We start from the raw sequence: 23182 nt of genomic DNA, 5'->3' as shown, positions 1-23182 counted from the left end.
TCATTGTTGGGTTGGGGTGAGGTAGGGCAGTACTTTTTGCCATGAAAGATGTTCTTCACACATTTGTGCCAGACGGACAATTTCTTGTTCCTGCTGTTGCTCATAGTCGGCCACAAGGTGGGTATCGACGCCCGCCCAGCGTAAAATATGCTTAAGGGTGTCGGCCTGATCAAACACGCCATGTAAATAGGTTCCTGCTATCTGGTCATCTAGACTGACCGCGCCGTCTAAGGTGCCGTCTGATAAACGACAAAATGGCCGTGGCGTACTTGTATAGGTACTGACGCCGGCGTGGATCTGGTATCCAGATACGCCTATGTCCTTTGCGTGACCTAGACACAAGGTGCCCCGATCATTGGTTAGTTGTTTGCTGGGGGTTAGGGTGGTGTCGATAGGTAAGTAACCTAACCCGCAACTTGTTCCTGGTTGACTTTCAACGCCGTTGGGGTCATGAATTTTTTCGCCTAGCATCTGATAGCCGCCACAGATCCCCAATACCTTTCCGCCGTAACGTAAATGGCGTTGAATATCCTTTTGCCAGCCGGTTTGTTCAAGCAGTCGAAGATCGGCGCGCACGTTTTTGCTGCCCGGTAAAATAATCAGATCACAGGCGGGCAAAGGGGCGTTCTGGGCAATAAATTGCAGATTAATTTGCGGATGGGTGCGCAACATATCAAAGTCAGTATGATTACTGATACGGCTAAATACCGGCACCGCCACGTTAATCATGTTTTCTTGGGCGGTGAGATTCTGGGTGGCGCAGATGGCATCTTCAGCAGCTAATTGTAAGTTGTGCAAATAGGGCAGAACCCCTAAAACTGGCTTGCCAGTTTTGTTCTCTAACCACTCGATACCTGGGGTTAATAAGGCAAGATCACCGCGAAATTTGTTGATCACAAACCCCACAACCCGTTGTTGTTCAGACTCGGATAGCAAGGCCAGTGTGCCGACAAGCTGGGCAAATACGCCGCCCCGATCAATATCGGCAACAAGGATCACCGGGCAGTCCACCGCTTCCGCAAACCCCATATTGGCAATGTCCCTGTCCCGTAAATTAATTTCTGCAGGGCTTCCTGCCCCTTCTACGATAATGGCATCAAATTGCTTAGCGAGTCTTTCATAAGAGGCTAATACGGCGGCCATGGCCACCGTTTTATATTGGTGATAGGGTGTGGCGTGCATATTGCCGATACTTTTACCGTGCACAATCACCTGGGCTCCGGTATCGGAGTTGGGCTTTAGCAAAATGGGGTTCATATCCGTGTGGGCCGGTACCTTTGCCGCCAAGGCTTGCACCGCTTGGGCACGGCCTATTTCTCCGCCGTCCGCTGTCACCGCACTATTTAATGCCATATTTTGCGGTTTAAACGGGGCAACTTGTCGCCCTCGATTGTGCAAGCAGCGACACAAAGCCGCCACCAGCATGCTTTTTCCTGCATCGGAAGAGGTGCCTTGCACCATCAGAGTTGAGCAAACCGGTTTATGCGTCATTGCTGGGCGCCTCGTTACCTTCTAGCCCAATATATCGAACAACGGGAAGGGCATTAGGGTGATCGTCAATGGTAATACGGGTTCGACTGCCGTATCCGATGGCCAGTTGCTGATAAAGGGCGGGTTGTGTCCAATTGATCCCCAATAAGTGGGCTAAAATCTGGCGAATAGCCCCGCCGTGACTAACCACCAACAGGTGCTTACCATCTTGTGAGAGAATTTGCTGCCAGCCGTTGAGCACCCGTTCATGAAAAAGGGGCAATGATTCTGCTTGCGGCAAGGTGGCTTTAGCGGGTTGTTGCCAAAAGGCTTCGAGAAGGGGCCACTGAGATTGCAGATGATCAAAGGGCACACCATCGAGTTCACCGAAGTCACATTCTTGTAGCGACGGTAACGGGTTAACCGGTGCTTTTACTAAGTGGCCGATGGCTTCTGCTGCCGATAAACAGCGTATTAGGGGCGAGCTGATAATATTATCCACGGTTTTCAGTACCGGTAGGTGTGCCAGCATTTGCGCTTTTCCTCTTGGACTGAGGGGCACATCGGTGCGACCGTAAAGGGCCGGTTCACCCTCTACGCTACCATGGCGAAGTAAATCAATGATCCGGTTCATAATGACGGCTGGGGTTTGAGGGTTAACGGCAGGCCGGCGGCCACAAAGGTCACTTTATCTGCGGTGGCGGCCATGGCTTGGTTGAGCCAACCGGCCTGATCCACAAATTGGCGGCTCACTTCGCCCATGGGAATAATGCCTAAGCCCACTTCATTGGAAACCACTACCGTGGTGCCCGTACGTGATTTAAGAGCCGTGGTAAGTTGGCTAAACACGGCGTCGAAATCTTGTTGGGGGTGTTTAAACAGTAAATTATTCAGCCACAGGGTTAGGCAATCAATGAGGATAATGTCGTCATTGTTGTGAGTAGCCACCGCTTGAGGGAGGGTATAGGGGGCTTCAATAAGCTTCCAATGGGCAGGCCGGTCCTGTTGATGGCGTTGTATGCGTTTTTCCATTTGCGCATCGGTAACCGTGGCTGTGGCAATATAAGTCACATCTTGCTGTGTTTGCTGACAACGTTCGCTCACCCATTGTTGTGCATAACGGGACTTGCCAGAACGGGCGCCACCGAGAATAAAATGGATCATGAGGTGGGTCCTAAGTAGGCAATGAACAGTAAGTAAATGAGTAATTCTTGCAGTTGCTGGGCGCCGCCCAAGGTATCACCGGTAAAGCCCTGTATATGCTTGTGCATGCGCTGTTTTAGCAGCAGTCGCAAGAGCAGACCCCCCATTATCACCCACACACTAAGCTGCCAAGGTAAAGCCAATAACATCAGTCCGCCAGACAGCAACATAAATAGCAAGGCGGCTGCTGTAAATGGCTGGGAAAAAGGCATGCTTTTGCTGGCCTTTCCACTGCTTGTTTCTGACGCGTAGGGAAGATGTTGTATATGGCTTAATGCCAACGCCCGGGAAAGGGGGTATGCCAAACACAGTGCCACAATCACACTATCGTGCTGGGCTAGCATTGTCAGCAATAGCCACTTTCCCACTAATGCTCCTGTGAGGGCGCACACGCCGTAGGTGCCTAAGCGACTGTCTTTCATGATCACCAGTTTGTGCTGACGATCAAGTCCGCCGCCAAAGGCATCGGCGGTATCTGCAAGGCCATCTTCATGAAATGCGCCGGTGAGCAATACACTGATGACCACCGTTAAAAACACACTGATTGCAGGGTCAAACACCGTGGCCAAGGAGGTATAAAGTACACTTAAGATAAGGGCCAGTAGCCAACCTACTAAGGGAAATAGCACTCCTGCCCGGTGCATTTTGTGGTCGCTGTAAGTGACCCAACGCCCCACAGGTAAACGGGTGAAAAAGCTTATCGCCAGTAAAAAATGTTGTAAAAAACGTGTGATTTGAGCTGTCATTACAACACCACTTGGGCGCTTTCAAAGGTCGCCATATGGTTATAAAAGGCTTGCGCAGCGGTTAATAGGGGGAACGCTACCGCAGCACCGGTGCCTTCCCCTAAGCGCAAACCAATATTCAATAACGGTTTGGCGTCTAAGTAGTTTAAAACCTGTTGATGGCCTTGTTCGGCGGATTGATGACAGAAGATCATATAGTCTTTGACGGCAGGGCAAATCTTTACTGCCAGCAATGCTGCGCTACTCACAATAAAACCATCGACTAAAATAAGCTTTCCTGCTTGAGCCGTGGCGAGCATGGCACCGGCTATCTGGCCTACTTCAAACCCGCCCGTTTGCTGTAAAGCCAAGGCCGGAGGTAAGGGTAAGGATTGACACTGGTCTTCTACTCGGGCAAGGGTCTTTTGCAATAAGGCGTACTTTAATGCCAGTTGTTTAACATTAATACCGGTTCCGCTACCCACCAAATCATTGACGGGTTGGCCGGTGAGTGCGCTGACCAACGCTGAAGCCATGCTGGTATTGCCGATCCCCATTTCACCAAACCCGATCACCTCGCTGCCTGCTGCAATGTGTTGTTGGGCAATTTGAGCGCCGTATAACAGGGCGTTTTCGCTTTGCTCAGGAGTCATTGCCGGCGTTTCGGACATATCTTCGCTGCCCGGGCCCAGCCGCTTACTGATGAAGCTGGGATCCTCACTCAAAATGGGGGTGAGTATGCCAGCATCCACCACCGTTAACGTCAGATGGTTGGCCTGACAAAAACAATTAATGGCAGCGCCACCGGCAAGAAAATTTTCTACCATTTGCCGTGTTACTGCTTGAGGGGCAATACTGACGTTGTGTTTGGCAATGCCATGGTCGGCGGCAAACACAATGATGGTTGGCTTGCTGACGGTGATAGGGCGTATATGGCCCTGCCATTGGGTTAATGCGATTTGTTTTGCCACTTCTTCGAGCTGGCCAAGGGCGCCGACAGGTTTGGTTTTTTTATCAATATGATCTTGGATAGTGGCAACGGCCGCAAGATTGAGCGCAGAGATAGACCAGCGTTTTGCATCAAATAATGACATGTTTTTCACCTTTTAGGATTGACGTTGGCGCATGGCGAGCAAGAAAAACACACTGCCGATGGCAGAGGTGATGATCCCGATGGGGATTTCCCGGCCCGTAAAGGCGGAACGAGCAAATACATCTACCCATACCATAAAGCAACCGCCTAATAATGCGCTGCCTAAAAATAGAATACGGCTGGTCACGCCCAACCAGTGACGGATGATATGAGGGATCATCAGTCCGACAAATCCGATGCCACCGCAATATGCCACAATGGCAGCGGTTAATACGGCGCAAACCAATAAACTGAGTACCCGCATACGGGTCACATTGACGCCTAAGGTTTTGGCATTATCGTCACCCAGTAGCAAGGCGTCTAATTGTGGACCGTAAAGATAAAGAATGAAGATACTTACCAGGACGATTACCAGCATGACGCCGGCATACCAGCCCTCTACCCGGGCAAGGCTGCCCATAAGCCAAAATACCACTTGATTGGCAGCAAAGGGGTCGCCAACAAATAGCAAAAACTGACTTAACGCACTTAGCATGAAGGAGACGGCCACGCCGGCTAACAGCATGTGTTCCATACGTCGCCCAAAAGTGGTGTGGGATAGCACTTGCACAAGGAGCACGGCGAAGATAGCGCCAATGAGGGCAGAGCCGGGCAATGCCATGGTGTAGAACCCAGAGGGTAACCCCCAACTCATGCCTAGATCGCTGTTAAAAAGTAAGGTGGCCACACTGGCCCCTAGCCCCGCGCCGGCCACCACACCAAAGAGGTAGGGATCAGCCAGCCCATTACGGGTAATATTTTGTAAGGTGGCGCCTGCCACCGATAACCCTGCTCCCACAAGAAACCCCACAATGACCCGGGGAAACCGGATATCCCATAAAATGGCGTTATCGATGGGATCGGTACATTGGGAAACCACGCATTGATATAAGGTTTCTGGCGGCAAGGTGGCGGCGCCAAAAAAGATGGAGCATAAGGGGGCCGATATGGCCAAAACGATCAATAAAGCCCATTTCTTGTTCATGGTTGTTGACCTGTGTGGCTTTGCTGGTATTCGCTAATGGGCGGAATAAATTCAACCCGTATGCCACAAGCTTGCTCGGTAGTATGGACTTTGCAGGGCAAATTAAAGGTGGCGCTTAGCAGGTCTGGACGAAACACCTCACTGGGGCTGCCATGGGCCAAGCATTTGCCATGATTTAGCAAGGTGATCTGATCGCAATAGGCCGCCGCGAGGTTAAGATCATGCAAACTGACAATAACCGTTTTACCTTGCTGTAGGCACAATTGATGAAGGAGGTGGAGGATCTGGTGTTGGTAATATACATCCAAATGATTCACGGGCTCATCGAGAATGAGCAAGGGAGCCCCCTGTACTAAGGCACGGGCAATGAGGCAGCGTTGTTGCTCTCCCCCAGATAGGGCACTGAAATGCTGATGACTTTTGTCTGCCAAGCCTACATCTTTAAGGGCCTGTTCAACGTTTATTTTATCGGCATCTGTATAACGAGATAAAAGCCCCTTATGGGGCAGCAGTCCCATGGTCACCACCTGTTGAGTGGTGAGGGCAAAAACCGTATCGTTAACCTGATTAACTACCGCAATTTGCTGGGCTAATTGTTGTGGCGAATAATCACTGAGCTTGCGCCCTTGCCAGCGGATCTCACCCTCAGCGAATTGCTGACCGGAAATGAGCTTTAACAAGCTGGTTTTTCCGGCACCGTTAGGCCCCAATACGCCATAGAACTTGCCTAATGGAAAGTGAATTGTGATATCGCTTAAAATAGCAATATGATTGATTTTTAGGCTTGTGGCTTTGAGCGCCAATCCAGTTGACATGGTATGGATACCGCATTCATTCTTTGTGATGTGGGGGATAACAGCAGCGTAGATTAACGCTTTCAAAGAAGGTATACCGTTCCCGAATAGCCGGTAATAAGGGGTACACATTCTTCGTGTTTTCCCGCACGAAGTTAAACATTCTGCGTGATGCGGCTGGTATCTGACTTTCGCGTTCAGCAATGCTGATTGGGCGAATACAGTTGCGGGTACAGCTCTGGATTTTCACCAGATTCCCATTTAATTCGTAACACTTTTGCGTCTACGAAACCCCATCACAATGGCCGCGAGTCTACCAATTTTTTGTTACCGTGACATCGTATTTTTTCCCTAGGGCGTCAATATCCACAGGTGAGGTTGCGCACACCTAAACTATTTCATGTTGATGCTCTTATTGATAGGGCTCGACGTAGGTTGCCTCGGGGAAGTCTTCAAGTAATTGGTCGATAAGTTCATTGAGTTTATTTTGCACGGTAATGGCATCACGGGAAGATAACTTTGCACTGCCTGCGGCACTGTAAATAAAGGTATTGCCCGTGACCACATCAATTTGCAGTGCCTGGTAGTCGGTAACTTGTTCGCCCACCGGAATACTAAAAATACTGCCCAAAGATATGCCACCTGAACGACCAAATAGTCCGGTTCCCAACCCTAGGTTTAAACGAGTGCCGTTTTCTTGGCTGGAGGTGGAAGGCTGAAACCCCACCTGCATATCTGCAGAATCCTGAGACACCGAACTATAGCCTTTTTGTTCCAGTATGCCGGTGATGGCAGTGATCAACTGACTTTCAATCTGAGGGTTAACACTGTTAAGGGGAGGCCGCACATAAAAGGTATGTAGTTGCGAGAAATCTTGATTCTGGTCGATTGCTACTTGTGGATTGCGACTGGCACATCCGCTAATTATAAACAGAGTAAGCAGGCTGAGCAGTATGCACCTAGTCGGGTGAGCAAACTTAAAAACCGGTTTTTGTATTTTCATTATGGCTTCACTTATTCAAATCGCGTGTATGTTTAAAAGTAAATTTGTTCATATCGGATCGCTTTTATAGCAAATATATTACGCTATCCCATAAATACCTATTTATGTATTTCGTTGATTCAGCGCAAAGCTGAGCTTACATTGCCTCGCTATACTTTTGTTTAAAACCTCTGATCCCATGCTCTGCTAGGTGGCTAACTTCGTCATCAGCAGTGGCGACATGTCCTGTCAGATGTTCACTGAACTTAAGGATGCTCACCGTGAAGAAGACCCCCTATATTATACTTTCCTTGCTTGTTGTGGTTATTGTTCTCACTTATCTCAACTTTTTTTCCACCACAGACAATGATGATGTAGTAGTAAGTAACGGACGCATAGAAGCCATTGAGATTGGGATTGCGGCGAAAGTGGCTGGACGTGTGGAAGCCATTTATGTGGCGGAAGGTGAGCAAGTTGCCGCCGGAACCCAAGTCGCCAAACTGGATACCAGTACTATCGAAGGGCAGTTAGCGCAGGCTAAGGCTCAGTTACAACAGGCGCAAAGCACAGTGGCGGCGGCTAACATGGCGGTGGCCCAACGCGAAAGTGAAAAAGTGGCGTTGGAAGCCGCCTTACTGCAAAGTCAGGCTGAATTAAAAGCCGCTCAGGCCCATGCCCGACGAACCGACGAGCTTTCAAAAACCGGCGCGGTGTCTCGCCAATTGGCAGAAGACAATGAAACCAGTGTTGAAAGTGCCGAAGCGGCGGGAAATGCGGCGGCGGCCCGTCTGGCGGCCGCCGATGCCACCATACAAGCAGCGAAAGCCCAATATGTCTCAGCCAAAGCGGCGGTGACAGCGGCAAACGCAGCCATTGCGCAAATAGAATCTGAAATGGAAGATATGAGTCTGGTGGCCCCTCGTGATGGTCGCATTCAATATCGGGTGGTCGAGCCAGGAGAAGTCGTTGCAGCCGGTGGCCGGGTGCTCAGTTTGGTAGATTTAACCAATGTGTATATGACCTTCTTCTTACCCGCCACACAGGCCGGCCGTCTTGCCATTGGCTCTGATGCTCGTATTGTCCTAGACGCGGCACCGGATTTAGCCATCCCGGCACACATTTCTTATGTGGCTGATGTGGCACAGTTTACGCCTCGTTCGGTGGAAACCCAAAGCGAACGAGAAAAGCTCATGTTTCGAGTAAAAGCGCAAATTCCTCAAGCACTGTTAGCGAAGCACCTCGACAAGGTAAAAACCGGATTACCCGGCGTCGTTTATGTGAAGTTAGATGATGACGGGCAGTGGCCTGCCGATGTGCCAGAGCGAATTGCAGAATGACCGACAGGGTAATTTGCCAAGAATTGACGGTCCGCTATGGCAACAAGCTTGCGATTGGCAACATCAGCTTGCGCATTCCTGAAGGAAAAACCGTGGGCTTTATTGGGCCTGACGGTGTGGGTAAGTCGACCCTTTTGTCGTTGATTGCGGGAGAGCGGGCCCTACAAGACGGTGCGCTAGAGGTGCTGGGCGGAGATATGCGTCAACATCAGCATCGACGTAAGATTTGTACGGATATTGCCTATATGCCTCAAGGTTTAGGCAAAAACCTTTACCCCACCTTATCGGTGGAGGAAAACTTACAGTTTTTTGCCAAACTATTTGGCCATGGTAGTGAAGCGCGACGAGCGCGAATCGATACCCTTACTCAGCGTACCGGCCTGTTCCCTTTCTTATCCCGCCCCGCAGGTAAGTTGTCCGGCGGCATGAAGCAAAAATTAGGGCTTTGCTGTGCCTTGATACATGATCCTAAGTTGTTGATCCTTGATGAGCCCACCACCGGGGTTGATCCTTTGGCTCGTAGTCAGTTTTGGCAGTTAATTGCAGATATACGGCAAAGCCAGCCTAATATCACCGTGTTGGTGGCCACCGCGTATATGGATGAGGCTGAGCAGTTTGAGTACCTCATTGCCATGAATGATGGCAAGATTCTAGCCACCGGCTCGCCCCAAGCATTGATGACCCAAACCCAAACCTCTGATCTGGAAGCCGCGTTTGTTGCCTTACTACCCAAGGCGATGCAAGCGCAACATACAAAAGTGGTCATGACCCCCATGGCCGCAGACGATTCCGCGCCAATGGCCATTGAGGCGAAGGGGCTTACCATGCAGTTTGGTGACTTTACCGCCGTGGACAATGTCAGTTTTTCCATACGCAAAGGGGAAATTTTTGGCTTTTTAGGCTCTAATGGGTGCGGTAAATCCACCACCATGAAAATGTTAACTGGGTTATTACCACAAACTAAAGGCGAAGTACGTCTATTAGGCAAAACCTTAGATCCTACCGATATTGCCACCCGTTACCGTGTGGGCTACATGTCGCAAAGCTTTTCTTTGTATACCGAACTGACCGTAATGCAAAATTTGGTGTTACATGCCCGTTTATTTGACGTGGCGCCCGACGAGCGGGCTGAACGGGTAGAAGAAATGCTAACGCGGTTTGCCCTCACAGAACATCAAGATGCATTGCCGGCATCCTTGCCGTTAGGTTTGCGCCAACGATTATCTCTGGCGGTGGCTATGGTACACAAGCCAGAAGTACTCATTTTAGATGAACCGACCTCTGGGGTGGATCCGGTGGCTAGGGATAACTTTTGGCGGTTACTTATTGCATTGGCGCGCAACGATGGCGTGACTATTTTTATTTCTACTCACTTTATGAACGAAGCGGCACGTTGCGATCGCATTTCGCTAATGCATGCAGGTAAAGTGCTGGTAACCGATCCCCCAGCAAAAATTATTGAACATAAACAGGCAAAGACGCTGGAAGAAGCCTTCATTGCCTATTTGAAACAGGCGCTGCCGGCACCAGCCTCCGTTACGAAGCCCCATGCTAGCAAAGCTGACGGAAACAGCCTTTCCCAGCAAAAACACGTTAGCAAGCCTGCTCATCAATATGGTCGTTTTTCTTTGCAGCGACTACTTAGTTACGCCATGCGGGAAAGCTTAGAGCTCATGCGGGATCCCATCCGGCTGACCATGGCCTTTCTTGGCAGTATGGTGCTGATGGTGGTGATTGGCTATGGCATAACTATGGACGTGGAAGATTTACCTTACGCCGTGTTTGATAGAGACAAGTCGGCCATCAGTGAAAATTACGTGAATAGTTTGGCCGGTTCCCGGTATTTCATTGAGCAACCCGAGATCACCAGTTATGGGCAAATGGACCGTAGAATGAAAAGCGGTGAGTTGTCGTTGGCCATCGAAATACCGCCTGATTTTGGGCAAAAGCTGCACAAAGGCGAAGATGTTGAAATTGCGGCCTGGATTGATGGCTCTATGCCTTCGCGGGCAGAAACCATCGAAGGGTATGTGGAAGGGATCCATGTCACTTGGCTATTAGAGCAGGCTGCCCAAGCCAGTACCACCGCCAGCACATCATATATCGATGTGCAATCTCGTTACCTTTATAACCCCGATATTCGCAGTTTAGTGGCGATTGTTCCGGCGGTGATCCCCATGTTACTGCTGATGATTCCGGCGTTATTAACATCGCTGGCAGTGGTAAGAGAAAAAGAAATGGGTTCCATCATTAATTTGTATGTCACGCCGGTACGTAAAATCGAGTTTCTACTGGGTAAACAACTGCCCTACATTGTGACCTCCTTTGCCAGCTTTGTGTTGCTGATTGTGATGGCAGTGGTGTTGTTTAATGTGCCCTTGAAAGGGGATGTCATCGCCCTTGGGGTTATCGGCTTATTGTTTGTTACCTTTGCTACCAGTTTCGGCTTTTTCGCATCGGTATTTACCAACAGCCAGATTGCCGCCATTTTATTAACCACCATTGGCACCATGGTGCCGGCGATACAATTTGCCGGCATGATTACCCCGGTTTCCGCTTTAGAAGGAGCTGGTAAGCTGATAGGAGAAATTCACCCGGTGAGTTATTTTTTATTGGCAAGTCGGGGAATTTTCAGTAAAGGGTTGGGGTTTGAAACGTTAGATTTCACGGTTTACGCCATTGCATTGGCCATTCCAGTTACCCTTGGGTTGACCGTCGTTATGTTGAAAAAGCAGGAGCACTAAAAATGCGGTTATCCAATGTTGTGCATCTGTCGGTTAAAGAGTTGTGGAGTCTATGGCGGGATCCGGTGATGTTACTGCTTATTGTGTATGTGTTTAGTGTGAATATTTACACCGCAGCAACGGCAGTCCCAGAATCGTTACACAATGCCCCCATTGCGTTTGTGGATCACGACCATTCCCAGTTATCTAAACGTATTGTTGATGCCTTTATGCCGCCGTATTTTTTAACGCCAAAGGTGATTAGCGAGCAAGAGGTCAATGAGGCCTTAGATACAGGCACCTATACCTTTGTGATTACCTTACCCCCTGATTTTGAAAAACGAGTGATGAAAGGAAGCGTACCGGATGTGCAGGTTAATGTGGATGCCACTCGCATTAGCCAGGCGTTTACCGGCAACGGCTACATTACCGAAATTCTTAACGACGAAGTGGCGGCTTTTGTGACGGGGTATAAAACGGAATCAAGTTATCCGGTCAATTTGATCATGCGTGCACGCTTTAATCCCGCATTAGAAAGCTTTTGGTTTGGCTCGGTAATGGAATTAATCAATGCCGTTACCCTGATTGCCATTATTTTATCCGGTGCCGCCCTCATACGAGAAAAAGAGCGGGGCACGGTGGAGCACCTGTTAGCCATGCCAGTATCTAATGCCGATATTATGTTGTCAAAAATCATTGCCACCAGTTTAGTGGTTTGGTTGGCAACGCTAATGTCGGTGTATGGCATGATTGAATGTGTTTTGGGCGTACCCATTAACGGCGATATTTCTTTGTTTATGTTAGCGGTGATATTGCAGTTGTTTGCCATAAGCAGCATGGGGATTTTTATGGCGACCATTGCCCGCTCCATGCCCCAGTTTGGTCTTTTATTGATTTTAGTTTTGCTACCGCTGCAATTGCTTTCAGGGGGGACGACACCGCGAGAGAGTATGCCGGAATTAATTCAGTATTTAATGTTGTTTACCCCCAATACCCATTTTGTCATGGCCTCACAGGGGATCCTCTATCGAGGTGCAGGTTTGAGTATTATTTACCCTCAACTGTTAGCTCTTTTAGTGATTGGTGGCGTGTTTTACTACGTTGCACTGCGCCGTTTTAAAACCACGGTGGGAAGTTTATGACTAAGCACTACCTCACCCTGTCATCAAACAGGGTGAGGTAGTGGGGTGACTAAGGGGATGTTACGGTTAATTTTGTGGCCAACTGCCGTCGCACTTCATACACATTGGTCATTTTCTTCCCTCTGTGCGCGCGAACTTCATTCGCAGTAAACGGGGTGTGATTTTTCACCTCCACAATATCCGTAGCGATATAATTTAAGACATTGGCTAATTCACCGTCGGTTAATGGCGAATTGGCAGCCCCAGGTACACTGATCCAGTACTGGCGACCTTCCTGCATATGCATAAAGTCGTTGCCGTATTCATGAAAATCCGGCGTTTGGGGGGGCATACCTGTACCGCTTGCTTTATGGCACCCCTGACATTGCAAAATGTAGTCAGTTTGCGCTTTGGTTAACCCTGCGCTGGTGGCCGAGGGCAGATAAAGCAAAAGTGCAATACCTAGCACCCTTAAACACAATGCTGCAAAAAATGGCATAAAGGATCTCCGCATAACAGTTAGGGCATGGTCAGTGCGCTGCGTAGTTCATGGCTACTTTTCCACTGGCCGTTGGCTATTTTTTCGCGGATTTGTGACACATCAGACGCGGTTATTTGACTGCCTTGTTGCAACCCCGGTGAGGCTATTTCTGTGAGCACATAGGCCAAAACTGCTGCTATTTCTGTGTCTGTAAGCGAACTTCCAAATGCCTGCATAAAACCATTATATCCGGTGCCCTGGGACTGGATGGGGCCACTGAGTCCTTGTAATACCACACTGATTAAATAGTCTTTGCCTCCTTCTTTGGCATAAAGGTCCGGTAGTTTGGTAAGGGGAGGAAATGCGCCGGGGATCCCCGCGCCAGTAGCCAGATGGCAAGCTGAACATGTGGTAAAGACTTGCTCTCCGGTTTGTCCTTCGGCCTTCACGAGTGATGAAAAGACCAAGATGCCGGCAACGGCGCAGCGCGCCGTTATCCGTAAAATGCCGGGTTTAGCCATCGACTGCCACTCCCAGAACTACCCCAGTAGAACAGGTGTAAACGCTACTTGAGGTGCCTAAGCACCAGTTAATGTCGTTGTTCGCCTGAGGGCGATAGACCGGTTTATCATTTTCATTTCGGTTACATAAGCAGCGACCACAACTGGTTTTCCCGCAACAATCGTTATAGGAAATGATATAGTCTTTACCATCGGCGGGGTTACGGCAGGTTCCAATCCATGTGATGGGAGACATTTCCGTCCCAGGGGGACAGCTTGACGCGGTGCCGCCACAGCAGGAGCATAAAAAACCGTCAATGGCACAATAGCGCCAGTAGTCACAGCTGGTGGGATCACCGGGATCGCCGTCTAAACCAGATACCTGTTTGCCCACGCCCGGATAGCCGCCGGTGGCTTCGGAGGCTCTTGCCACCGGTAGGAGGGGAATGGCAGCAGCCCCGACCATTAACTTGGACAAATTGGTCAGCATATGTCGTCGCGATGTATTTTGTGCCACCTTGCGGGAGCTACGCTCCATTAATTTATCTAGAAATTTCATGGTTTTCTCCTTAGGCAAAGTTTTTCTGCATGTATTCTTGAAGACTGGCATAGCCGGTCTCTTTTACGTTAAACAAGCTTTCGATATGCTCCCGGGAGTTCACGATCCCCATGGCTTGCAAAGTACCTTGCTCATCAATCAGTACCGCATAAGGCAGTTTTGCCACACCAAAGGCTTTACCCACCAATTCGCTGTTAACCAGATGGGACTTTTCTAATTTTTGCCGTTTGATGAAAAGGTCTATTTCTTCTTCTGAACCGTCGGTGGCGAACACCAGATCCACCCATGACTGTTCTTCACGGGCTATGGATTTAGCAATAGGAATGAGTGATTTACACATAGGGCAGGTGGGAGAAACAAAAAACATCAATTGGCATTTTCCAGCATCAGGTGTGCCGCCAATGGATATCTTCTTGTTGTTCATCAGGTTAATGGCGTCGACAGCCGGCGCCTCATCTCCCACCTTGAGTTGCTTGTTAATGGACAAGGCACCAGCGGGAGCCACACGTTCGTAAAGCACCCCAATTTGGCGTACCAGTGCAAATAGCATAATGGTTAGTACAATAAGGACAATCCATAAAATAATGTTTGAAACGATGAGTAAATTAGTCATGTCGAACCCTCAAGTTTTTCAATAAAGCCTGGTTTTCCAGCAAGCCATCAATGCTGCTGTAAGTGATAAAAAGAATCAGTGAAAAGACGAGCCCGGTGCTCCATACCGCAATTGAATTCCCATAAGAAGCAGAGGCGGCATAAAACAGTGCTACCAAGCTCATGAGAACCAGATTGCGCACCACTAACTTGCTTGGTGACACATGGGCGGAAGTGTTATTTAAAGAGCAACCGCAGTCGGAAAGTGATTTGTTCATTACTGCGGCATAGCCTAAAAATACGGCATAGGTGGCAAACAATAATAAAAACAGCACACTGGTAAGAGCGGGGCTTCCAAGGGCGTAACTTAGAAGGGCCGCAAGGACAACGCCAATTTCAATACCAGGCACAAATTTAGCGGTGGAAAGCGCCAAGGGCGGAGGCAATAGCTCGTAAGCCACTAAGGCTTGACGAAAGCGTCCAGGGTTTTTCAGTTTATGTACGGCACTGGCTAAGATAAGCGATAGAAAAAAGCCCAATAAGCCAATTTCTAATACCTGTAGTAATACAGTCAACATGGCGTTATCTCCCCCGGTGTAACACAATGGGCATGGTGGAATCGCCAACGGAAATAAATCGTTGATAGTCTCCGTCTGTGGTATAGATGTCCAAGCCCATTTCTGTATTAGTTACCACCAACAACGGGGTGGCAGAGCGGGTGACTTCAATGGAAAAGGCATTCTTTTTCAAAGCAATACGTTGGATCCGTTGCTGCGATTGGGTATCAAAGACCCAGACTTCTTCACCACCAAACTTATGGCTGCCGTTATAGCCATCTTTGTGCATAACCACATATAATTTTTGCGCGCCGTCAGAGGTGGCAAATTGCCAACCGCCAGGCCGCCAGTTTTCGGCTGCTTCTTCGTCACTAACTAACGACCAAGTAGGCAGGATCTTAGGTTTTGACGTGGCTAAGTCGATGGGTTGAACCTGGCTTTTGTAAGACAAGAAATACGCGGTAGAACCAATGAAAGCCGGCTTATCAAACAAGGGGTCGTCTTCGACGCTAAAAAAGGGGGGAATATCGTAACGTTCGGTTTCTTGACCGCTTTCATCAAAGGCCACAGCTTTCATACCACCGTTGCCACATAAGGAAGCAAAGCCTTTGTCTCCGGCAGGATAAACGAGGTTACAGCCCGCGATGGGCAGTTCACTTAGCAACTCACCGGTGTCCGTATCCATAACAATGACTGACGTGGCGGGGGTAAAGGCTAAGATCAGTAAATATTTGTCGTTGTCCACCAACTTAAGCATATGCTTGCTGGCTACGATCTGGGCTCGGTTATTCTTCGGTAAAACCACCTCTTTTATGCGCTTGAGGGTGGCCTTATCGTAAATGGAAATGACGTCAGTGCGAGTGCCTGTGGTGCCACGGGAAAAAAAGCTTTCGGCCACGTAAAGACGAGGCTTAACCTTAGATTCAACAAAATTGGCCATCATGGATGCATCGATAAACCCTTTAAATTCTTTGGCATCGGCGGCCACATCGATAATGGCGACTTTTCCGGCAATCATAGAGTTAAAATTAACATCGTGGGCAAATATCCACGAGTCTGGATAGGTGGCGGGCAGTGTTGCCACCGAAGGGATGGGCTCTGGCTTTAGCTCTGCAACAACAGGCAGGGCACAGCAAGCGAATAACAGGGCGGATATCCCATTGAATAGTATTTTACGCATATCTGATTATTCCTGAGTAAGTGACGTAAAGTTGTGGCGTTTGGTCACGCCACACCGTGTGTTTAAAACCATGAATATTTAAAGGAAACGCCCCACCATCTTGGTTTGCCGTAGTATTGTTCGGTCAGGCCAAATACCTCTGGACCCGATAAATCAAAGGCTTGAACGATATATTCTTCGTCGGTGAGGTTGTCTACGAAGGCACTGATTTGCCAAGTGTCATCCCCAGAGGTGTAAGTAATGGAAGCGTTATATAGGGTGTAGGCCGATTGCTGAAGGGTTTCGGCGTCGGATAAGGCAAAGCGTACGTCGTCGCGAAAAACAAAATCCCCTTGAACCGCCAAATAACCGGAACCTACCGGCATGCTGTAACGTAGCAGGCCATTATAATTCCATTTTGGGGATTGTACGGGAACGGTTTTAGAGCCATCAGCAAGAGTCGCTTCAGCATCGTTATAGGCGGCGCCGAGCAAGAGATCCCAGTTGTCGCCTATTTGACCTTGATACTCCACTTCAAAACCTTGAGATGAAGCCTCTGGCGAGTTAATGGTGATGGTATCAAGACCGATAATATTGAAAATTTGATAGTCGCTGTAGTCGTAGTAATAAATCGCGGCATTTAAGCGACCATAATCGCCCACATCGCTTTTTATGCCGAACTCATAGGCATCCAGTTGTTCTGGATCGTAGCTTAAGGTGGCATCGTCGTAATCATTGGGGGGCGCGAGGGGGAAAATCGGGGCATTGTAACCGCCTCCTTTTACACCTCGGTTCCAACTAAGATAAGTAAGTAAATCCTCAGTGGGGTACCAATTTAATTGTAACCGCCCGGCTACTTCCGAGTCTTTTCTGCTTGCCGAATACTGTCCTAGCTCTGCCTGCAATGCGAGATTGTCGCTATCAGCAAAACCGGGTTGGGAGGCCGGATCAAGAAACTCCACCGCATTTACACTAAAATCGAATTCTTTTTCATCTTGAATAAAACGTAGGCCGCCGATAAGGGTTAGGTCTTCGGCAAGGGGATATTCTAATTGGGCAAACACCGAGGTCGAGGTTAGGGTTGATGTATAGGGGTTATATAACCCGCCTTCACTGCCCGCTTCGGTGGTGCCACCGCCGCCGATAAGGGGATCAGAAATTGCACCGTTGGAATCCTTGATATCGAGGTCGAGGTAGTAAGCACCCGTAACCCAAAGTAGATCGCCGGCATTGCCTTCTAACCGAATTTCTTGGGAAAATTGTTGCGCATCGGTGGTAAGGAAAAAGTTAAATAAGGGAACCGGTGATGCATCGCTGTCTTCAATATAGGTACGTTCTACATTGGAGATGTCAGAAATAGACACGATCTTTAAATCGTCGTTAATTTGCCATTTTAAGGTTGCGGTGGCACCGTTGGTTTCAAGTTCATTAAAGCCTGGATCATCATAATCCCCGGCATAAACGTCACCGTCGTTGTCGATGTAACCTAAAACCGGGTTCATCTCGTCTGGCGTTAACTCACCGGGCCTTACTGAACTTACGTTTTCGAAAAAACCTGTATCGATATCTTGTTCGGCATAGCGAAAATTCAATAGGGCTTCAAAGTCACTATTTGGGGCATATAGGAACTGTACTCGTGCCGTTTTATCATCGGCATTATTGAGGTCGTTGCCGGTATAGCGGTTTTCAATGTAGCCATCGGCTTTGTTGATATTAACCGATACCCGAGCTGACAATGTGTCGGTTAATCCAGCGCCTAATGCACCTTCAAATTTCCGTTGATTGTAATCACCAAAGGTTACCTTGGCGTAGGCATCTAATTCTTGGGTGGGTTTGCGGGTGATATAATGCACCAATCCCCCAGTCGCATTGCGACCAAAAAGGGTGCCTTGTGGCCCACGCAAAATTTCCACACGCTCTAAATCAAACAGACTGAATCCCGCACCTGACATCTGGCTGATATACACCTCGTCCACATAGAGCGCCACCGGGCTTTCTACGTTGGTGGTAAAATCAGAATTGGTTACGCCGCGAATTCCCACAGAGTAATTGGCCTCGCCATTGGGCTGTACCGTTTGTACGCCCGGCGCCATGGCCGTAACTTGTTGAGCATTATCAAAGCCAAGGGCTTCTAGTTGATCACCGGACAGTGCAGTGATGGCAATTCCCACGTCTTGTACACTTTGTTCACGTTTTTGTGCGACCACACTGATCTCTTCAAATACCTGTTGGGCAAAGGCGACATGTTGACAGCTCACCCCTAAAGTCAATGCGAGTGCTAGTTTGCTTTTCCTCATTTTCTTCCCTCAGTTCCAAGTTGTAATTGTTATGTGCCCCGCTGCTCACTGAGCAACTTTTAAGCCAAACTAGTACAAGCGAACTAAATTGGGTTGTGAATAGGATGTAAGTAGCACGGGATTGACGTATAATCCGTTTAGTTAGCTGGATATAAGAGGAGCCTGACATTGCCTGAAAACGCGCCGGGGAGGCAGAAAAAAAATATGCCTAAACGAGGGCCTTATAAAGCTGGGTTAGAGCGGCAAAAACAGATTTTAGAAGCGGCGAAAAATCTACTCATCGATGAGGGGTATCACAATTTTTCTATCCGTAAAGTGGCCAAGCGCGTGGGGATTTCACCCGGGAATCTACAGCACCATTTTGCTACCCGTGATGACTTAGTATCAGCCATGCTTGATCACGTAATAAGTAGGTACTTACTTGAGCTTGAGGTTATAAAAAATAAGGCATCATCGCCAAAAGAATGTTTAATCAGTGTGATCGAATTTGTCACCCGTGATTTGCAAACACGGGATACCACCGTGTTCTTTCCTGAGATTTGGTCATTGTCGAATCACGACGAATATATCAATACGCTAATGCAGCAAATGTATAAAGTGTATCGACGTATTTATGAAGATATCGCGCTGCAAATTAATCCTTCGTTGACTGAACAGCAAGGACGATTAATCGCTTTGTTTATTTCTGCGACGATTGAGGGACACACCATGTTTATCGGTTATAAAAAATCTAACAATGGGATGTGTGAAGGTGTAATAAAAATGATCTGTAGCACCGCTTTACAAATCATCGAAAGTGGTGATATTCCCGCCGAAAGGGCTAAAAATTAAGCACTAAAATGGTACGTTTGTACTAGGTTGCACTAATTTTGCGCACCCCAATGGGGTGCATAGAGGCTAATATTTAGCAGGAAAATACCATCGCCCTCACCATATTAAGCATTCAGCGAACCGTTATTTGTCACATTCAGATGCATTTTCGACGCACCTTACCTGCAAATTCGCAATAAACGGATAAAGTAACATTTGTACCCTGTTATACACGCTAAAACCCGCATTGATTGCGAGGTCAATAATCACAAATAAGAAAGGATATGCCATGAAGGCTCTCACTTTTGCACCACGCCGTGGGTTATGTGCGGCGGCAACACTCATTGCCAGTGTTATTACACCGGCTTTTGCCAGCGACGGTAAAGCACTTAGTTACGACGATACTTTTAATTTAGAATTTGTCGCTAACCCGCAGTTTATTGATGATGACACGGTTATTTATAATCGTCAGAGTATGGACATTATGACCGACAGTCGTCAAAGCCATCTTTGGCAAGTCAATTTGAAGACCGGTGAGCACCGTCCCTTTATTGCTCAACAAGCTAGTGTCAGTAATGCCACCCTTTCACCTAACGGTAAAATGCTGGCCTACGCCCAAACGGTTAATGGGCGAAGCCAATTATTCGTTTATTATTTAGATTCACGTCAATCCGTTCGTTTAACCAATGTTGATGAAAGACCAAGTAATATTACTTGGTCCCATGACGGTAAAACTTTGGCCTTTACGTTATTTACTGAACATAAGCAAAAGCCACTGTTCACCGGTATGCCGGCAAAACCCAAAGGGGCTAAATGGTCACCCACAGCCAAGTATATTGATGCAGTACAGTATCGCAGTGACGGCCGAGGCTATTTGCGGGAAGGTTACAATCAGGTTTACGTTTTGCCTGTCGACGGGGGCACCCCTCGTCAGCTAACGACAGGGCAGTTCCCTAATGGTGGCACGCTAAGTTTTAGCAACAACGATGAGTGGATTTACTTTTCTTCTGCACAAAGTGAAGATTACGCCCTTAACCCGCTTACGTCTGACATCTACAAGGTGGACATAACCTCAGGTGAAATTGTACAAGTTACCGATATGGCTGGCCCTGAAAGCCACCCAGTATTGAGCCCCAATGGTAAATACTTGGCGTTTACCCAGTTAGACGACAGGCGTTTGTCCTATCAAAATGGCGATATTGTGGTGATGTCCCTTTCCTCGGGGAAAATGACCCGTGTTACCGCCTCTCTTGATCGGTCCATCGGCAAGTTTGTCTGGGAAAGCAATAGCAAAGGATTGGTTTTCTCCTATCTAGATGGCGGTGAAAATCGTCTGGCGACAGTGGATTTGGACGGTGATATAGAAAAACTGGATGTCGCAATGGGGGGGCAATCTTTTGGCCGGCCCTATACTTCCGGTGATTTTGCCGTAAGTGACGATGGTGATATCGTTTATACCTTGGCAAGTCGGACCATGCCCGGCGATCTGGCGCTGTTTAAAAAGCGTGGGGACGATAAGCAACTGACCCACCTGAATGATGATGCCCTAAGTTATAAAGCCTTAGCAAAGGTTGAAGATCTGGCGGTGACTTCCAGTGTTGATGACAGAAGTATTGATGCGTGGGTGGCACTGCCGCCGAATTTTGATGCCAGTAAAAAGTATCCCTTGATCCTTGAGATCCACGGTGGTCCTCATGCCGCCTACGGCCCCCATTTCTCAATGGAAATTCAATTGATGGCGGCAAAAGGATATGTGGTGGTTTGGGCAAACCCAAGAGGTAGCGCCTCTTATGGTGAAGATTTTGGTAACTTGATCCATCATAACTACCCCTCAGAAGATTATAATGACTTAATGGATACGGTGGATACCGTGATCGCAAAAGGTTATGTGGATACGGATAATCTATTTATTACCGGTGGTTCTGGCGGCGGTGTGTTAACGGCCTGGTCCGTTGGCAAGACAGACCGGTTTGCCGCTGCGGTGGTGGCAAAACCTGTAATTAACTGGGTGAGCTTTGCATTGACGGCAGATGCCTATCCGTATTTTAGTCAATATTGGATGGCCGATATGCCATGGAATATTGCTGAAAAATTATGGAAAAGAAGCCCGCTATCTTTGGTCGGTAATGTCACTACGCCAACCATGTTATTGACTGGCGAATCTGATTATCGTACACCGATTAGCGAGTCGGAACAGTTTTATCAGGCGTTAAAACTACAGGGCGTAGATGCAGCACTAGTGCGTATACCGGGGTCATCTCATGGTATTGCCAGTCGGCCATCAAGACTTATCCAAAAAGTGGGTAATATTTTAGCGTGGTTTGAACGCTATAAAACGCCAGCAAACAGCAACAGCAATTAATCGTTTTTACTAGCAATATAAATTGAAACCGGGCTTAAAAATAGCCCGGTTTTTTTATGTCGATAGTGATGACTTTAACCTTCCCTTAACCCTTCATTGGTTATGCTCTTCATCCTACGTAACGATTACGTATCGTGTAATCGTGCTTTTCCTACCGTCTTGGTATCCGGATAGAAGTAAGGAAATCCGAAAATGAAGTATTTTAGGTTTATTGGTGGTTTATTGGCGCTATGTTTCTTGCTGAGTGGTTGCGAGCAATCAGAAACAGCGTCACCGGCAGGGAATGCGCCGACAGTTTCTTATATAACGGTCACGCCCACGGTTTATACCATGGAAGCGAAAATGCAGGGACGGGTGGTGGCTTCACGGGAGGCGCAAGTAAGGCCTCAGGTTACAGGTATTGTAAAAGAGCGCCTCTTTGACGAGGGCGACAGCGTGACTCAAGGGCAAGTGCTTTATCAATTAGATCCAACTACTTATGCGTCGGCATACAATGAAGCCAAAGCTGACGTAGCCAGCGCTAAAGCGTCTGTGGAAACCGCTCGGCTTAAAGATGAACGCTACGCTTCATTGCTAGCAATTGATGGGGTGTCGCAACAAGATGCCGACGATGCTCACGCCGATTACCTTGAAGCCGCGGCCGATATTGCAAAATACGAGGCAGCACTTGAAACGGCAAAAATTAATCTTGAATTTACCAAAATCAAAGCCCCTATTAGCGGGCGAATTGGCATCTCTACCGTAACAGAAGGTGCGTTGGTTACCGCAGAACAAGACACTGCCCTTGCCACTATTCGCCAGCTGGATCCCATTTACGTAGATATGACCAAAAGCAGTAAAGCCTTATTACAGTTGCGCAAGTTACTAGGCAGTAAAAATATCAGCCAAGGCACGGCGACGGTTTCGCTTGAGCTAGAAGACGGTAGCGACTACCAATATGAAGGGCAAATGAAAATGCAGGAAGTCTCGGTGAATTCCTCCACCGGCGCGGTGACGTTACGAGCCCAGTTTTCTAACCCTCAGGGACTGTTACTACCTGGCATGTTTGTTCGCGGTACGGTAAATGAAGCCGTCGATGAAAATGCTATATTGGTGCCTCAGCAGGGGATCTATCACAGTGCCAATGGTGATGCTTTTGCCTATGTGATTAATGATGCAAATACAATAGAAAAACGAGTGGTGAAAACACTGGAAGCGGTAGGTAATAAGTGGCTTATCGGCAGTGGACTCAGTACTCAAGACAAGCTGTTAGTTGAAGGTAGCATCAAAATAAGACCAGACAGTCAGGTTGAACCCGTTGAAGTCACAATGGATGCGTCTGGCGAAATGGTGGTCATTAGTGAGAAAACGCACAACCTCAACGTTGATTCAACAGCGATGACAGGAGTGTAAAC

General features: G+C 48.2%; 21 protein-coding genes and 1 riboswitch. Of the genes, 6 read left to right on the top strand and 15 right to left on the bottom strand.

Annotated elements, in window-relative coordinates:
- The 8 genes from KO501_RS15420 to KO501_RS15385 form a co-directional block, all read right to left on the bottom strand.
- A complete protein-coding gene (locus KO501_RS15420) occupies positions 1–1491 on the bottom strand; it encodes a cobyric acid synthase (RefSeq protein WP_216030549.1) in 1491 nt (496 codons plus the stop codon).
- Positions 1481–2104, bottom strand: coding sequence for a histidine phosphatase family protein (locus KO501_RS15415; RefSeq protein ID WP_216030548.1), 624 nt, complete (start codon positions 2102–2104; stop codon positions 1481–1483). The genes KO501_RS15420 and KO501_RS15415 overlap by 11 nt, the downstream gene beginning before the upstream one ends.
- Positions 2101–2634, bottom strand: a complete 534-nt coding sequence (gene cobU / locus KO501_RS15410) for a bifunctional adenosylcobinamide kinase/adenosylcobinamide-phosphate guanylyltransferase (protein WP_216030547.1) — start codon at positions 2632–2634, stop codon at positions 2101–2103. The genes KO501_RS15415 and cobU overlap by 4 nt, the downstream gene beginning before the upstream one ends.
- The gene (cobS, locus tag KO501_RS15405) at positions 2631–3419 is read right to left on the bottom strand and encodes an adenosylcobinamide-GDP ribazoletransferase (RefSeq protein ID WP_252728438.1); all 789 of its coding nucleotides are present in this window, start codon (positions 3417–3419) and stop codon (positions 2631–2633) included. The genes cobU and cobS overlap by 4 nt, the downstream gene beginning before the upstream one ends.
- Positions 3419–4492, bottom strand: coding sequence for a nicotinate-nucleotide--dimethylbenzimidazole phosphoribosyltransferase (cobT, locus tag KO501_RS15400; protein ID WP_216030546.1), 1074 nt, complete (start codon positions 4490–4492; stop codon positions 3419–3421). Before cobT ends, cobS begins: the two co-directional genes overlap by 1 nt.
- 12 nt (positions 4493–4504) lie before the next feature.
- Positions 4505–5515, bottom strand: a complete 1011-nt coding sequence (locus KO501_RS15395) for an iron ABC transporter permease (RefSeq protein WP_216030545.1) — start codon at positions 5513–5515, stop codon at positions 4505–4507.
- On the bottom strand, positions 5512–6330 hold the full coding sequence (locus KO501_RS15390; RefSeq protein ID WP_216030544.1) for an ABC transporter ATP-binding protein: 819 nt from the start codon (positions 6328–6330) through the stop codon (positions 5512–5514). Before KO501_RS15390 ends, KO501_RS15395 begins: the two co-directional genes overlap by 4 nt.
- Before the next feature lie 136 nt (positions 6331–6466).
- Positions 6467–6620: riboswitch (cobalamin riboswitch) on the bottom strand.
- A 101-nt stretch (positions 6621–6721) separates the two neighbouring features.
- Positions 6722–7312 (bottom strand): DUF4136 domain-containing protein, encoded by a 591-nt coding sequence (locus KO501_RS15385; protein ID WP_216030543.1) that lies wholly within the window; start codon positions 7310–7312, stop codon positions 6722–6724.
- 251 nt (positions 7313–7563) lie between these two features.
- Between KO501_RS15385 and KO501_RS15380 the strand changes: the two genes are divergently transcribed.
- From KO501_RS15380 to KO501_RS15370, 3 genes are read left to right on the top strand one after another with little or no spacing between them, the layout of a single operon-like run.
- The gene (locus KO501_RS15380) at positions 7564–8628 is read left to right on the top strand and encodes an HlyD family efflux transporter periplasmic adaptor subunit (protein WP_252728437.1); all 1065 of its coding nucleotides are present in this window, start codon (positions 7564–7566) and stop codon (positions 8626–8628) included.
- The gene (gene rbbA / locus KO501_RS15375; RefSeq protein WP_216030541.1) at positions 8625–11372 is read left to right on the top strand and encodes a ribosome-associated ATPase/putative transporter RbbA; all 2748 of its coding nucleotides are present in this window, start codon (positions 8625–8627) and stop codon (positions 11370–11372) included. The genes KO501_RS15380 and rbbA overlap by 4 nt, the downstream gene beginning before the upstream one ends.
- 2 nt (positions 11373–11374) lie before the next feature.
- A complete protein-coding gene (locus tag KO501_RS15370) occupies positions 11375–12493 on the top strand; it encodes an ABC transporter permease (protein ID WP_216030540.1) in 1119 nt (372 codons plus the stop codon).
- A gap of 49 nt (positions 12494–12542) precedes the next feature.
- Here the strand turns inward: KO501_RS15370 and KO501_RS15365 are convergent, their stop codons facing one another.
- The 7 genes from KO501_RS15365 to KO501_RS15335 all read right to left on the bottom strand — a co-directional run bounded on the left by KO501_RS15365 (position 12543) and on the right by KO501_RS15335 (position 18616).
- Entirely contained in the window at positions 12543–12971 is a 429-nt protein-coding gene (locus KO501_RS15365; protein ID WP_216030539.1) for a cytochrome c, read from the bottom strand.
- A gap of 20 nt (positions 12972–12991) precedes the next feature.
- The gene (locus tag KO501_RS15360) at positions 12992–13474 is read right to left on the bottom strand and encodes a cytochrome c (RefSeq protein WP_216030538.1); all 483 of its coding nucleotides are present in this window, start codon (positions 13472–13474) and stop codon (positions 12992–12994) included.
- Positions 13467–14012: a methylamine dehydrogenase light chain gene (locus KO501_RS15355; RefSeq protein WP_216030537.1), complete on the bottom strand. Its 546-nt coding sequence runs from the start codon at positions 14010–14012 to the stop codon at positions 13467–13469. Before KO501_RS15355 ends, KO501_RS15360 begins: the two co-directional genes overlap by 8 nt.
- 10 nt (positions 14013–14022) lie before the next feature.
- On the bottom strand, positions 14023–14625 hold the full coding sequence (locus KO501_RS15350; protein ID WP_216030536.1) for a redoxin domain-containing protein: 603 nt from the start codon (positions 14623–14625) through the stop codon (positions 14023–14025).
- The gene (locus KO501_RS15345) at positions 14618–15181 is read right to left on the bottom strand and encodes a MauE/DoxX family redox-associated membrane protein (RefSeq protein WP_216030535.1); all 564 of its coding nucleotides are present in this window, start codon (positions 15179–15181) and stop codon (positions 14618–14620) included. Before KO501_RS15345 ends, KO501_RS15350 begins: the two co-directional genes overlap by 8 nt.
- 4 nt (positions 15182–15185) lie before the next feature.
- Positions 15186–16340, bottom strand: a complete 1155-nt coding sequence (locus KO501_RS15340) for an amine dehydrogenase large subunit (RefSeq protein ID WP_216030534.1) — start codon at positions 16338–16340, stop codon at positions 15186–15188.
- Between the two features lie 62 nt (positions 16341–16402).
- Complete coding sequence (locus tag KO501_RS15335; RefSeq protein WP_216030533.1) at positions 16403–18616, bottom strand: TonB-dependent receptor; 2214 nt, start codon at positions 18614–18616, stop codon at positions 16403–16405.
- A 204-nt stretch (positions 18617–18820) separates the two neighbouring features.
- Here KO501_RS15335 and KO501_RS15330 point away from each other — a divergent pair, with 204 nt between their 5' ends.
- The 3 genes from KO501_RS15330 to KO501_RS15320 all read left to right on the top strand — a co-directional run bounded on the left by KO501_RS15330 (position 18821) and on the right by KO501_RS15320 (position 23180).
- Entirely contained in the window at positions 18821–19447 is a 627-nt protein-coding gene (locus KO501_RS15330; RefSeq protein WP_216030532.1) for a TetR/AcrR family transcriptional regulator, read from the top strand.
- A 268-nt stretch (positions 19448–19715) separates the two neighbouring features.
- Complete coding sequence (locus tag KO501_RS15325; RefSeq protein WP_216030531.1) at positions 19716–21788, top strand: S9 family peptidase; 2073 nt, start codon at positions 19716–19718, stop codon at positions 21786–21788.
- Positions 21789–21980: 192 nt separating this feature from the next.
- Positions 21981–23180 (top strand): efflux RND transporter periplasmic adaptor subunit, encoded by a 1200-nt coding sequence (locus KO501_RS15320; RefSeq protein WP_216030530.1) that lies wholly within the window; start codon positions 21981–21983, stop codon positions 23178–23180.
- Positions 23181–23182 lie beyond the last annotated feature (2 nt).

The sequence above is a fragment of the Alteromonas sp. C1M14 genome, assembly GCF_018860965.1.
Taxonomy (GTDB): Bacteria; Pseudomonadota; Gammaproteobacteria; order Enterobacterales; family Alteromonadaceae; genus Alteromonas.
Note: the sequence above shows the minus strand (reverse complement) of the source record. Positions and strands in the feature narration are given on the sequence as shown.